General features: G+C 68.2%; 13 protein-coding genes. 6 read left to right on the forward strand and 7 right to left on the reverse strand.

All coding sequences use genetic code 11. The features are described from left to right. Positions 1–106 precede the first annotated feature (106 nt). Positions 107–2,311 (forward strand): TonB-dependent receptor plug domain-containing protein, encoded by a 2,205-nt coding sequence (locus ACSAMQ_RS01125; protein ID WP_435393869.1) that lies wholly within the window; start codon positions 107–109, stop codon positions 2,309–2,311. Positions 2,312–2,408: 97 nt separating this feature from the next. Here the strand turns inward: ACSAMQ_RS01125 and ACSAMQ_RS01130 are convergent, their stop codons facing one another. The 7 genes from ACSAMQ_RS01130 to ACSAMQ_RS01160 all read right to left on the reverse strand — a co-directional run bounded on the left by ACSAMQ_RS01130 (position 2,409) and on the right by ACSAMQ_RS01160 (position 9,430). Then, positions 2,409–3,821, reverse strand: coding sequence for a replicative DNA helicase (locus tag ACSAMQ_RS01130; RefSeq protein WP_031372468.1), 1,413 nt, complete (start codon positions 3,819–3,821; stop codon positions 2,409–2,411). A gap of 344 nt (positions 3,822–4,165) precedes the next feature. Then, positions 4,166–4,618, reverse strand: a complete 453-nt coding sequence (gene rplI, locus ACSAMQ_RS01135) for a 50S ribosomal protein L9 (protein WP_435393870.1) — start codon at positions 4,616–4,618, stop codon at positions 4,166–4,168. Between the two features lie 148 nt (positions 4,619–4,766). Then, positions 4,767–4,997: a 30S ribosomal protein S18 gene (gene rpsR, locus ACSAMQ_RS01140; protein WP_031372470.1), complete on the reverse strand. Its 231-nt coding sequence runs from the start codon at positions 4,995–4,997 to the stop codon at positions 4,767–4,769. An 11-nt stretch (positions 4,998–5,008) separates the two neighbouring features. Beyond that, positions 5,009–5,446, reverse strand: a complete 438-nt coding sequence (rpsF, locus tag ACSAMQ_RS01145) for a 30S ribosomal protein S6 (protein WP_435393871.1) — start codon at positions 5,444–5,446, stop codon at positions 5,009–5,011. Between the two features lie 351 nt (positions 5,447–5,797). Then, positions 5,798–7,627: a DUF885 domain-containing protein gene (locus tag ACSAMQ_RS01150; protein WP_435393872.1), complete on the reverse strand. Its 1,830-nt coding sequence runs from the start codon at positions 7,625–7,627 to the stop codon at positions 5,798–5,800. A gap of 164 nt (positions 7,628–7,791) precedes the next feature. Beyond that, entirely contained in the window at positions 7,792–8,130 is a 339-nt protein-coding gene (locus ACSAMQ_RS01155) for a HesB/IscA family protein (protein ID WP_435393873.1), read from the reverse strand. Positions 8,131–8,308: 178 nt separating this feature from the next. Next, complete coding sequence (locus ACSAMQ_RS01160) at positions 8,309–9,430, reverse strand: DUF2891 domain-containing protein (protein WP_435393874.1); 1,122 nt, start codon at positions 9,428–9,430, stop codon at positions 8,309–8,311. 204 nt (positions 9,431–9,634) lie between these two features. On the opposite strand from ACSAMQ_RS01160, the gene asnS reads away from it, so the two are divergent. The 5 genes from asnS to ACSAMQ_RS01185 form a co-directional block, all read left to right on the forward strand. After that, positions 9,635–11,035 (forward strand): asparagine--tRNA ligase, encoded by a 1,401-nt coding sequence (gene asnS / locus ACSAMQ_RS01165; protein ID WP_435393875.1) that lies wholly within the window; start codon positions 9,635–9,637, stop codon positions 11,033–11,035. 182 nt (positions 11,036–11,217) lie between these two features. Then, on the forward strand, positions 11,218–11,523 hold the full coding sequence (locus ACSAMQ_RS01170) for a hypothetical protein (RefSeq protein ID WP_435393876.1): 306 nt from the start codon (positions 11,218–11,220) through the stop codon (positions 11,521–11,523). 29 nt (positions 11,524–11,552) lie between these two features. Further along, positions 11,553–11,861, forward strand: coding sequence for a hypothetical protein (locus ACSAMQ_RS01175; protein WP_435393890.1), 309 nt, complete (start codon positions 11,553–11,555; stop codon positions 11,859–11,861). A gap of 10 nt (positions 11,862–11,871) precedes the next feature. Continuing rightward, positions 11,872–12,507 carry an FMN-binding negative transcriptional regulator gene (locus tag ACSAMQ_RS01180; RefSeq protein WP_435393877.1) on the forward strand — a complete coding sequence of 212 codons (636 nt, stop codon included), beginning with the start codon at positions 11,872–11,874 and terminating at the stop codon, positions 12,505–12,507. A 1-nt stretch (position 12,508) separates the two neighbouring features. After that, positions 12,509–12,660: SDR family NAD(P)-dependent oxidoreductase (locus ACSAMQ_RS01185; protein WP_435393891.1), on the forward strand; the 152-nt coding region annotated here is incomplete at its 3' end.

Raw genomic sequence — 12,660 nt, forward strand, 5'->3', positions numbered from 1 at the left:
TTCGCCGCTCCGCCGCCGCAAGGCACGGCGGCTGCGCGAGCGCGCCTCTCCCTCGGCCCCTATGAAATCGATGCCCTTACATATCCCGACGCCACGGTACAAACACTTGCACAACGCAGGCCGCCTCGCCGTGCTCGCCCAGGCGATGCTGGCCTGCCTGCAGGCCGGTGCTGTGCCGGCCCAGGCCACGTCCTCGCCGGCGGTGCCCGCGACGCCCGTCGCCGAACTCGACACCGTGATCGTCGAAGGCCCGCGCTACGACGCACGCCGCGAGGACACCGCCTCGCGCACCGTGGTGACCCGCGCCGAGCTGCTGGCATTCGGCGACGGCAGCCTCGCCGACGCGATCAAGCGCCTGCCCGGCGTCAGCATCGGCAGCGCGGCGCCGGGCGGCACCGGCACGATTTCCCTGCGCGGCATGGGCAACGGCTACACCCAACTATTGATCGACGGGCAGGCCGCGCCGCCCGGTTTCGACCTCGGCGCGCTGTCGCCGGAGATGATCGAACGAATCGAGATCCTGCGCACCACCACCGCCGATCTGCGCAGCGCTGCGATCGCCGGGACCATCAACCTCGTGCTCGCGCGGCAGGCGCGCCGCGACAGCGACGAGCTCAAGCTGGCTCTCGGCGCGTCGAACGGCCGCCGTCTGCCGAACCTGCACTGGAGCCATTCGCGCCGCGACGGTCATCGCAGCCATTCGCTCGAGGCCTCCCTGCTGCGGCGCGAATACCTGGTCGAGGAAACCGGCGGCGAAACCGCGCGCAGCCGCGATGGCTCTTTGCGCGCACAACGCAGCACCCGCCTGCGCGTCGACGGCTACCGCGATGCGCTTTCGATCGCCCCGCGTGCCGAGCTGCGCCTGGAAAACGGCGACACCCTGGCTCTGCAGGCCTGGCTCGACGCCAGCCACGCCGGCAAGTACGCCGACATCGCCTGGGCGACCTCGTTCGGCCCGGAGCTCGAGCATGTCCGCTATCGGCAATTCACCGGCATCGACGTCGTGCAACTGCGCAACGACCTGCACTGGCGCCATGAGTTCGCCGAGGCCGGCACGCTCAGCAGCAAGTTCGGCCTCAGCGGCCATCGCGAGCGTTCGCGTTTTCGCGAGCAAGGTTATGCGATCGATACGAGCCAGAACCTCGACGATGTCACCGACGGTCGCTTGCGCGGGCACGGGCTCAGTTTCAGCGGCAAATACGCCCTGCCCCTGTCGCAGTCCGGCGCCGGCGACGGCGGCCGCCACGCGCTCGAACTCGGCTGGGAAACCAGCCTGGAGCGTCGAAGCGAATCGCGCCGGCAGCGACTGCGCGCCATCGCCGGCCGGCCGGAAACGCTCAGCGACCTCGCCTTCGACGCCACCCTGCGCCGGCTGGCGCTGTACGCGCAGGACGAATGGAGGCTGAGCCCGCGCTGGTCGCTGTATCTCGGCGCCCGCTGGGAGCGCATGGACACCCGCAGCGAAGGCAACCGCTTCGCCGCCGTGCGCAACGGCGCGAGCGTGCTGTCGCCGGTGTTGCAGTCGTTGTGGAAACTCTCGCCGACCCGCAACGACCAGGTGCGCCTGGGCCTGAGCCGCAGCTACCGCGCGCCGGAACTGCGCTCGCTGATCCCGCGCCCTTACACCTCGACCAACAACCGCGCGCTCAACCCCGACCAGCAAGGCAACCCGGCGTTGCGGCCGGAACTCGCGACCGGCCTCGACCTGGCCTACGAGAAATACTGGGATCGCGGCGCGATGCTCAGCCTCGGCGCCTACCTGCGCGAGATCGACGATCTGATCCGGACCGAGACGCGGCTGATCGAGGGGCGTTGGGTGGCCGTGCCGGACAACGGCGGCCGCGCCCGCAGTTGGGGCCTGGAAATCGACGGCAAGTTGTCGTTGTCGCGCTGGTTCCCTGCGATGCCGGTCGACCTGCGCTTCAACCTTGCCCGCAACGAGTCGCGGGTGGACGCCCTGCCCGGCCCCGACAACCGCATCGACAGCCAACCGCGCCTGACCTCGACCCTGGCCGCCGACTATGCGCTCGGCCCGGCCTGGACGTTCGGCGCGAGCTACAGCTACCGCAGCGGCGGACCGGTGCGCACCGGCGCGCACGAGATCGAAAGCGAATCGCCGCGACGCGAACTCGACGCCTATGCCTCGGTCAAGTTGGGCCCGCGCGGCAAGCTGCGCCTGAGCCTGGGCAATCTGCTCGAACGCGACCTCGTCAGTGCGGCGGAGTATTTCGACGAGGAAGGCTGGCAAGGCACGCAGCGGCGCCGTGCCACCTCGCTTTCGCTGCGGGCTCAGCTCGAGATTCCGCTGTAGCCGGATCGTGGGAGAGTCGGTGGCGAAACGACGACGGCACCCTGTCGGTGCCGTCGTGGTGTCTCGCCTGGACCCGGCCAGGCCGCCGCGGCGAGGATTACTCGAACGAGCCGATACTGTCGTGGGCGAGATTGTCGAAGCGGGTGTATTCGCCGAAGAACTTCAGCTTCAGCGAACCGGTCGGGCCGCTACGCTGCTTGCCGATGATGACCTCGGCCAGGCCTTTGTCCGGCGAGGTCTCTTTGTTGTAGTAGTCGTCGCGGTAAATGAAGATGATCACGTCCGCGTCCTGCTCGATAGCGCCGGATTCGCGCAGGTCGGCCATCACCGGGCGCTTGTCGGCGCGCTGTTCCAGCGAGCGGTTGAGCTGCGACAACGCGATCACCGGCAAGTTGAGCTCCTTGGCCAGGTGCTTGAGCGAACGCGAGATCTCGGAGATTTCGGTCGCGCGGTTTTCGCTGTTGCCCGGCACCGACATCAGCTGCAGGTAGTCGATCACGATCAGGCCCAGGTCGTGTTCGCGCTTGAGGCGGCGCGACTTGGCGCGCAGCACCTCCGGCGACAGGCCCGGGGTGTCGTCGATGAAGATCTTGGCTTCGCGCAGCTGGCGAATGGCGCTGGTCACCCGGCTCCAGTCCTCGTCCTCGAGCTGGCCCGAGCGCAGGCGCTGCGCGTTGACCCGGCCGACCGAGGAGATCAGGCGCAGGGCGAGCTGGCTCGCCGACATTTCCATCGAGAAGATCGCCACCGCCTTCTTGCTGCGGAACGCGGCGTACTCGGCCATGTTCAGCGCCAGCGTGGTCTTGCCCATCGCCGGACGCGCGGCGAGGATCAACAGATCGGTCGGTTGCAGACCGGCGGTCATCTCGTCGAATTCGGTGTAGCCCGTCGCCAGGCCGGTGACCGCGCCGCCGCTGGCGTAGCGGGTCTGCAGCACGTCGAAGGCTTCCGACAGGGCCTTGGTGACCGGGGTGAAGTCGGTGCGCCCGCGAGCGCCGGCTTCGGCGATCGCGAACACCTGCTGCTCGGCCTTGGCCAGGATCTCGCCGCTGTCGCGGCCGTCGGGCTGGAAGCCGTCGTTGACGATCTCGGTGCCGACCTCGATCAGCTTGCGCATCACCGCCTTGTCGCGAACGATCTCGGCGTAGGCGGTGATGTTGGCGGCCGACGGCGTGGTGCTGGCCAGTTCGATCAGGTAGGCGCCGCCGGCGACCTGTTCGGACAGGCCTTGCGAGTCGAACCATTCGCCCAGTGTCACCGCGTCGAACGGCCGGCTCTTCTCGGCCAGGTCGCGGATCGCGCGGTAGATCAGCTGGTGGTCGCGGCGATAGAAGTCTTCCTCGACGATCTGGTCGGCGACCCGGTCGTAGGCGTCGGGCGCGAGCATGAGACCGCCGAGCACGGCCTGTTCGGCCTCGATCGATTGCGGCGGCACCCGGAGCTGGTCCACGCGCTGTTCGGCGCGGGTCTCGAAACGTTTTTCGCTACGGAATCCGCCACGTGCGCTCATCGGAGAAGACGATCCTCGTCGTTCGGCCACAGCTGCGGCCAATCGAGCCGGTCTAGGCTCAGGGGCTGGGGTGGTGGCATGCCGACCGAAAGCCGAACCGCTGCGTCACGGTCGGACTGCAATCGAGTCGGGCGCACATCGTACTCGGGACGGGCGGCAAGCAGTTGCATACAGATCTGTTATCAAGCTGTGGATAAGCCTGGATAAGTCAGCACCGGTATGCCAGCGCAAGGTCTCAAGGCCTGAGACCGCGACGGTCCCAAGCAGAACCCGCAGCCGCTCGTTGCAAAAACGAAGGGCGCCTTTCGGCGCCCTTCGCAAGTCTTACGCTCGGGCGCTCGCGATTAAGCAGCTTCGCCCGCGACGATGACCTTGACCGTCACTTCGACGTCGGCGTGCAGGTGGATCAGCACGTCGTACTCGCCGGTGCGGCGGATCGGGCCTTCGCCCATGATCACTTCCGACTTGCCGACTTCGAAGCCGGCCTTGGTCAGCGCCTCGGCGATGTCGCGCGGGGTCACCGAGCCGTACAGCTTGCCTTCGGTCGCGGCATTGGCGTGGACGGTCACCGAAGCGCCTTCCAGGCGGGCCTTGCGGCCTTCGGCGCCTTCCAGCAGCGACTTGGCCTTGGCTTCGTACTCCGCACGGCGGGTTTCGAAGTCGGCCAGGTTGCTGGCGGTGGCCGGAACGGCCTTGCCCTGCGGCACGAGGAAGTTGCGGCCGTAGCCCGGCTTGACGTTGACCTTGTCGCCGAGGTTGCCGAGGTTGGTGACTTTCTGCAGGAGGATCAGTTGCATGGTCTTGCTCCGTGTTCGTTAGCGGGCCTGTAGGTCCGCAGCGGGATTCGCTGTCCGAATGAAACAAGAAACGAGCGAAGAGGAACGGGTAACGAGTGACCTCGCTTCTCGTTCCTCGGCGACCGGGTCGCCCACTCGTTCCCGGCTCTTAGGCGTTGTGATTGTCGGTGTACGGGATCAGCGCGAGGAAACGAGCGCGCTTGACCGCCGTGGCCAGCTGGCGCTGGTACTTCGACTTGGTGCCGGTGACGCGGCTCGGCACGATCTTGCCGGTCTCGGTCAGGTACTGGCGCAGGGTGTTGAGATCCTTGTAGTCGATCTCTTTGACGCCTTCGGCGGTGAACTTGCAGAACTTGCGGCGGCGGAAAAACTTGGACATGGGGGCAATCCTCAGGCGGCTTCGGCGTTGTCGTCGGCGTTGTCGGCGGTGCCGACGGCGGTATCGCTATCGTCGTCACGACGACGACGCTCACCGCGCTCGCCGCGCTCGGGCTTGTCGCCCTTCTCGTCCTTGAACTTCATGATCAGCGACTGCTCGGTGTCGGCTTCGTCGCGCTTCATGACCAGGTGACGCAGCACGGCGTCGTTGAAACGGAAACCGTCGACGAGCTCGTTGAGCACGGTCTGGGTGACTTCGATGTTCAGCAGGACGTAGTGGGCCTTGACCAGGTTCTCGATCGGATAGGCCAGCTGACGGCGGCCCCAATCTTCGAGACGGTGGATCTTGCCTTCGCCGGCTTCGATCAGCGACTTGTAGCGCTCGATCATGGCGGGCACCTGCTCGCTCTGGTCCGGATGGACCAGGAACACGACTTCGTAATGACGCATGGGTCTGTTTCCTTGTGGATGATGGATCGCCGAGGGCGACCCGGTTCAGCCCCCCGGGGTCCGGATGCGGACGCGGTGGAGCAAGGTCCCGGCCGGCACCAGGCCAGTCGGGAGCCGGAAAGTATGGCAGGGACAAGGGCTTAGGTGCAAATCGAGACCCATGGACCGGCAAACCGGCCGCCCAGGCCGCGTCGGCCCCGAGGGTCGGGGCGGTACCTCGGCCACCGTGGCGTTTCGCCGCCGCCCGGGTTGGCGCGGTCGCGGGCCGCTCCTACCCTTTGGATCGACTACTCGGGGTGTGGCCCGGCGCCGGACCGTCCAGCGCCGGGCTTATCTCATCACTTCGGGAGATCAGCGCTTCTTCGGCTTGCCCGCCGGTTTCGCCGCCGCGGCCGGCTTTTTGGCTGCGATCCAGGCGTCGATGTGTTTCTCCAGTACCTGCAGCGGCACCGAGCCGGTCGACAGCACCTCGTCGTTGAAGTCGCGCAGGTCGAAGTCCTTGCCCAGCGCCTTGCGCGAGCGCTCGCGCAGCTCGGAGATCTTCAGCTGGCCGATCTTGTAGGCCAGGGCCTGCCCCGGCCAGCCGATGTAGCGGTCGATCTCGTTGACCACGTCCTGCTCGGTCTTGGGCGCGTTGTCCATGAAGAACTTGATCGCCTTGTCGCGGCTCCAGCCCTTGCTGTGCATGCCGGTGTCGACCACCAGCCGGACCGCGCGCCACATGTCGTAGGACAGTTGGCCCATGCGGTCGTAAGGGTCGTCGTACAGGCCCATGTCGTAGCCCAGGCGCTCGGCGTACAGGCCCCAGCCCTCGCCGTAGGCGACGAAGTAACCGGTGCGGCGGAACATCGGCGCATCCGGCAGTTCCAGGCCGCGGGCGAACTGGAAATGATGGCCGGGCACGGCCTCGTGCAGCGACAGCGGCATCATTTCCCAGGTCGGGCGGACCTCGGGCTTGTACAGGTTGACGTAGTAATAGCCGGCGCGGGTGCCGTCGACCGCGCCCGGCAGGTAGTAGGCGGTGGTCGTGTCGGGAGCGACGTTGTCGGGGATCGGGCGCACGCCGTAAGGCTGGCGCGGGATCAGCTTGGAAATCTTGACCAGCTCCGGGTCGATCCGCTTGGAGATCGCCTGGTAGGCCTCGAGCAGCGCGGCCGGAGTCTTGTGGAAGAACTTCGGGTCGCTGCGCAGGTAAGCGAAGAACTCCGCCAGCGTGCCCTTGAAGCCGACCTCGGCCTTGACCTTCTCCATCTCGGCGCGGATGCGCGCGACTTCCTTGAGGCCGATCTTGTGGATCGCGTCGGCGCCGAGATCGGTGGTGGTGAAATCGGCGGCGAGGAAATCGTAATAAGCCTTGCCGTCGGGCAGGTCGCTGGCGGCGATGCTGGTGCGCGCCGCGGCCAGGTATTCCTTCTCGAAGAAGCTGCCGAACTCGCGGTAAGCCGGCACGACGGTCTCGGCGATGACCTTTTTCGCCTCGGCCTGCAGCGCCTTGCGCTCGGCCGCCGGGATGCTGTCGGGGAAACGGTTGAACGGCTTGTAGAACGGGCTCTTGGCCGGGTCGTCGACGATCTGCTTGGCGATCTGGCCCGGCACGCGCTGCATCAGCACGCGCGGCGGGGTGATCCCGGCCTTGGCGCCCTCGCGCAGCAGGATCTGGTTCTGTTCGATCAGCTTCGGCAGGGCGCGCATGCGCGCGAGCCAGTCGCGGTAATCCTTGACCTGCTCGAACGACAAGGCCTCGACCAGGCCGTCGGCGGTCTGCACGCCGCCGCTTTGGCCGACCGGCGCCAGGTATTCGCGGTATTTCTGCCGCTGGATGCTCTTTTCGAGGTTCCAGCCGAACACGTCGTAGTTGAGCTGGTCGGCTTCCGACAGCTGGCTGCGGTCGATCGCCCTGAGCCGGGCCAGGGCCTGGCGGTCGCTTTCCTGGCGCGCCTGGATGGCGCTCAGGCTGGCGTCGGTCCAACGGTCGTTATAGCGCTTGTCGCCGTTGAAGCTGGCGCCTTCGGGGTTCTCGCGCAGACCGCGCTCCCACTCCTCGTCGAACAAGCGGTGCAGCGCCTCGGTGGCGGCATTGGCATTGCGCGTGGCGGACGCGGCGCTGCCGGGCGCGGCGACCGCGAGCGGCGCGGCCAGGCCCACGGCGATGGCCGCGGCGAGCAGAACGGGACGGAGCATGGTGCGGATTCCCCAGGAGACCAGCGGCCGAGTCTAGCCCGGGTCCGGGGTCCTGCCGCATGTCGAAAGTTGGCGGCTGGCGCCGTGCGCTCGGCGTCGGGCGATGCCTCGCCGCGGGGTCGTCGCGAGACCCCGCGCGCAGGTCCCGCCCTGCCCCGCGATCCTCAGGCCGCGTCGGCCTGGGTGGTGAAGCTTTCGCCGCAACCGCATTCGGCGGCCGCGTTCGGGTTCTGGAACACGAACATCTCGCCCAGGCCCTGCTTGAGGAAGTCGATGCGGGTGCCATCGACCAGCGGCAGGCTGATCGGGTCGACGTAGATGCGCACGCCGTCCTGCTCGAACACGGTATCGCCTTCGCGTTCGTCGCGGGCCAGGTCGGCGGTGTGCTGCCAGCCCGAGCACCCGGTGCGGGTCACGCCGAAGCGCAGGCCCAGGGCGGTCGGCGTTTCGGTCAGGAAATGCTGGACACGGGCGAGAGCGGCGGGGGCGAGGGTCACGGACATGGCGGTACTCGTAGGAATGTTGACTCGATGCCGGCTGCGCCCGGGACGGACGCCCAGGAATGGTAGCAGCCCGGCATCGGCGGGCTGTACCCGATATGGCGGCATTGCGGCCGTGTTCAAGCGCGCCGCCGCGGCCGTTCAGCCCTTCGCGAGCGGCCGCGGCGTCGGCGCGGGGGCCTCAGTCGCTGCGCCCTGCCCCAGCCCCTGCCCCTGCGGCTGCGGCTGCCGGCGCTGGCTCTGGCGGCGCCATCAGATAGGTGGCGAAGCTGCCGAGCCAGTGGGCGCCGGCGTAATGGCTGTCGCCGACCGCGATCAGGCCCAGTTCGCGATGCACCGCCGCGGCCGCGCGCAAAGCGCCGATCCGGCGATCGCGCGGCGGCAACCCGGCGGCGATGCCCTCCAGCATCCAGGCCCGGCTCAGATTGAGACCGTCGAGATGGGCGAGCTTGCCGTCCTCCGGGTCGAGCACCAGCGCCGGCGCCAGCCAATCGGCGCGGGCGCGGCGCGGCACCTGCGGCAGGAACCCGCGCAGCCAGCGGGCGTATTCGTCCTGCGCCAGCACCCGCCGCATCAGGTCGGCCTCGGCCAGGCACGGCGACAGGAAGTCTTGCCCGGACGGTTCGTAGGCCAGCGGGCAGTCGCGGTCGCCCTGGTAGAAGAAACGCGAACGGGCGATCAGGGCATCGCGCAGCGCCTGGTCGCCGCTGCGGCGGGTCCAGTCCAGGGCCAGGCCGAAGGCGAACGCGGTCTGGCTGTGTTCGCCGACGCGGATCGGCCGGGTCAGCTTCGGCAACCAACGCAGCAAACGCGCCGCGGCCTCGCGTTCCAGCGGTTCCAGCGCGGCCGCCCACTGGCGCGCCTGCGGGTCGTCCCAGCCGCGCAATTGCGAACCCAGTTGCAGCAGCCAAGCCAGGCCGTAGGGGCGTTCGAAGGTCTCGTCGCTGCTGCGGCGCAGATAGGCCAGTTCGCCGGCGATGTTCTGCGTGGTCAGGTTGCGCGCCAATGCGGCCCGCGCCGGCGCGGCGAACGGCGCCTGCGGGAAACGCTCGATCAGGCGCGCCAGCAACCAATGCCCATGCACCGACGAATGCCAGTCGTAGCAGCCGTAGAACGCCGGGTAGAGCGTGCTCGGCGCGGCCACGTCCTTGGCGCCGTCGAGACGATGGCTGATCTTGTTCGGGTATTCGCGGCCGACGCAGCTCAACGCGAGCCCGGCGAAATGGCCGGCGCGGGCCTCGTCGAGCGCCACCACCGGCAACGGCTCGGGGGCCGTCGCCGCAGCGGCCTCAGCCGTCTGCACGCCTGTCGCCGCCGCCAGGGCGAGCATCCCGCCGGCCCAGCCGCGTCCCGATAGCCCGACCCAACGTCTTACCCGATTCATTCCCGCGCCCCGCCCCGTGATCCCGAAGCGCAGTCTAAGGCCGCGGCGACCGGCACGCCCTGTGCCGGCGGCATCCGTTATCATCGCCGTCCTTTACTTTTCAACGCGCTGGGGCGGCATCACATGACGGTGGTTAGCGTCGAACAGGCACTCGCGGGCAAGATTCCGGCGGGCGGCGAAGTCACGGTACGCGGCTGGGTGCGTACCCGTCGCGATTCCAAGGCCGGACTGAGCTTCGTCAACGTCAGCGACGGCTCCTGCTTCGCACCGATCCAGGTCGTGGCGCCGAATACGCTGGGCAACTACGACGAGGAGGTCAAGCACCTCACCGCCGGTTGCTCGGTGATCGCCACCGGCACCCTGGTCGCCTCGCAGGGCCAGGGCCAGAACTTCGAGATCCAGGCCTCCAGCCTGCAGGTCGTCGGCTGGGTCGAGAACCCGCTGACCTACCCGATGCAGCCCAAGGCGCACACCCTGGAGTACCTGCGCGAGTTCGCCCACCTGCGCCCGCGCACCAACCTGTTCGGCGCGGTGACCCGCATCCGCCACTGCCTGTCGCAGGCCGTGCACCGGTATTTCCACGAGAACGGCTACTACTGGATCAGCACGCCGATCATCACCACCTCCGACGCAGAAGGCGCCGGCCAGATGTTCCGGGTCTCGACCCTGGACCTGGCCAACCTGCCGCGCGAGAAGGACGGCGCGATCGATTTCTCGCGCGACTTCTTCGGCAAGGAAACTTTCCTGACCGTGTCCGGCCAGCTCAACGTCGAGGCCTACTGCCTGGCACTGAGCAAGGTCTACACCTTCGGCCCGACCTTCCGCGCCGAGAACAGCAACACCACGCGCCATCTGGCCGAGTTCTGGATGATCGAGCCGGAAATCGCCTTCGCCGACCTGATGGAGAACGCGCGGGTCGCCGAGGATTTCCTCAAGTACCTGTTCCGCGCCGTGCTCGACGAGCGCGGCGACGACATGGCCTTCATCGCAGAGCGCGTCCAGCCCGATGCGATCACCCGCCTGGAGACCTTCGTCAACTCGCCGTTCGAGCGCATCGACTACACCGATGCGATCTCGCTGTTGCAGAAGTCCGGGCAGAAGTTCGAGTTCCCGGTCGAATGGGGCCTGGACCTGCAGACCGAGCACGAGCGCTGGCTGACCGAGCAGCACGTCGGCCGCCCGGTGGTGGTGCTGAATTACCCCGAGCATTTCAAGGCCTTCTACATGCGCCTCAACGACGACGGCAAGACCGTCGCGGCGATGGACGTGCTGGCGCCCGGCATCGGCGAGATCATCGGCGGCAGCCAGCGCGAAGAGCGCCTCGACGTGCTCGACACGCGCATGGCCCAGTTCGGCCTGGATCCGGCGCACTACGACTGGTACCGCGATTTCCGCCGCTACGGCACCGTGCCGCACGCCGGTTTCGGGCTCGGCTTCGAGCGCCTGGTGGTCTACGTCTGCGGCCTGAGCAACATCCGCGACGCGATCGCCTACCCGCGCGCGCCGGGCAGCGCCGAGTTCTGATCCGCATCGAATGCTGCGGCTTTGCTTTGCCCCTCGTCCCCGCGCAGGCGGGGATGAGGGGATGAAAGTGGCTAAACAGGCGCAACCGCCGCGACCTCGCGCCGCTTTACCCCGCCACGGTCGCGGCACATGATGGCGGCCGGCGTCGATTCAGGCCTCCGGGCCGCAGAGGTAAGACCTACGTGATCCTGTTCCTGGCCCTGACCTTCGTCGGTATCGCGATCTCCGCGTTGTGCGCGTTCGCGATCTTCTGGCCGCTGGCCCTGGTCCACCTGCGCGACCGCCACCCCGCCCTGCGCGGCGAACTCGGCGAGGCCGCCTTCGTCGATCCCTCCGCCTGGCGCTGGCTGCTGCGCCAGCGCTATCGCGTCGCCGGCGACCGCAATCTCGACGGCCTGGCCACGCCGGCGCGGGTCTCTTTGCTGATCGTGTTCGCCTCGCTGGCCTGCTCGGGCCTGCTCTGGCTGCTTTCCATGATGGTGTCCTGATGACCGAAAACGAATACGAGACCTCTTCCATGCCGGCCTCCGGCGACGGCCGGTGGTGGCTGGCCACGCTCGGCCGCACCGTGATCTGGGCGCGCCTGCGCGTGCGCGAGGCCGGCACCGCCGAAGTCTTCGACAGCGACGCCAACACCTTGTCCTACGACAGCGAAGACACCGCCCGCGCCGCGCTGATGGACGCCGAATTCGTCGAGCTCGAAGGCCTGGACGAGGACGACGCGCAAGCGCGCGGCTTCGCCCTCGACGAACTGGTGCCGCCGCAGGCCCAGGACGACGAAACCCTGGGCACCCTGATGATCCAGAAACTGCCGCAGCGCCACTGAGCCCGACGTCATGTACCTGCCCCGCGCCTTCGCCGAAACCGACCTGGGCGCGCTCGACCGCCTGGCCGACGCCTACGACTTCGCCACCCTGATCACCGTGCGCGACGACGCGCCGACCGTCAGCCACCTGCCGCTGCTGTACCGGCGCGACGGGGAGCAGGTCGAACTGCGCGGCCATTGGGCGCGCCCGAATCCGCAGGCGCGCCACGCCGGCCCGGCCTTGGCGATCCTGCAAGGCCCGCATGCCTACGTGTCTCCGGGCTGGTACAGCGACAAGGAAAGCGCGGCGCGGGTGCCGACCTGGAACTACGCGATCGCCCATCTGCACGGCGAACTGCAGACCTTCGAGGACGAGGCCGGCCTGGCCCAACTCGTCGACGACCTCAGCGTCCGCCACGAACGCCGCATCGGCAGCGACTGGCGCTTCGAAGCCGAACGCGAGGAACTGCGCCGGCAACTGCGCGGCATCGTCGGCTTCCGCTTCCGGGTCGAGCGCATCACCCTGAAGTTCAAACTCAGCCAGAACCATCCCCTGGCCAATCGCGAAAACGTCGCGACCCAATTGCAGGCGCAGGACCGCGACGACAGCCGCGCGGTCGCGGCGCTGATGCGCGAGCGCATGGCCCTGCCGGGCAGCGGAGACTGACATGGATCTGAATCTCAACGGCAAGCACGCCCTGGTCTGCGGCGCCTCCGAAGGCATCGGCCGCGCCGCCGCGCACGAGCTGGCCCTGCTCGGCTGCGACGTGACCGTGCTGGCGCGCCGCGCCGATGCCCTGGCCGCGGTCGCACAGGCCTT

The organism is Lysobacter sp. 1R34A, from assembly GCF_051217035.1.
GTDB lineage: Bacteria > Pseudomonadota > Gammaproteobacteria > Xanthomonadales > Xanthomonadaceae > Lysobacter.

Coding starts and splice junctions, on each gene's coding strand:
- ACSAMQ_RS01130 (WP_031372468.1), bottom strand. CDS start 3,821: ATGAGCGCACGTGGCGGATTCCGTAGCGAAAAACGTTTCGAGACCCGC.
- rplI (WP_435393870.1), bottom strand. CDS start 4,618: ATGCAACTGATCCTCCTGCAGAAAGTCACCAACCTCGGCAACCTCGGC.
- rpsR (WP_031372470.1), bottom strand. CDS start 4,997: ATGTCCAAGTTTTTCCGCCGCCGCAAGTTCTGCAAGTTCACCGCCGAA.
- rpsF (WP_435393871.1), bottom strand. CDS start 5,446: ATGCGTCATTACGAAGTCGTGTTCCTGGTCCATCCGGACCAGAGCGAG.
- ACSAMQ_RS01150 (WP_435393872.1), bottom strand. CDS start 7,627: ATGCTCCGTCCCGTTCTGCTCGCCGCGGCCATCGCCGTGGGCCTGGCC.
- ACSAMQ_RS01155 (WP_435393873.1), bottom strand. CDS start 8,130: ATGTCCGTGACCCTCGCCCCCGCCGCTCTCGCCCGTGTCCAGCATTTC.
- asnS (WP_435393875.1), top strand. CDS start 9,635: ATGACGGTGGTTAGCGTCGAACAGGCACTCGCGGGCAAGATTCCGGCG.
- ACSAMQ_RS01175 (WP_435393890.1), top strand. CDS start 11,553: ATGCCGGCCTCCGGCGACGGCCGGTGGTGGCTGGCCACGCTCGGCCGC.
- ACSAMQ_RS01180 (WP_435393877.1), top strand. CDS start 11,872: ATGTACCTGCCCCGCGCCTTCGCCGAAACCGACCTGGGCGCGCTCGAC.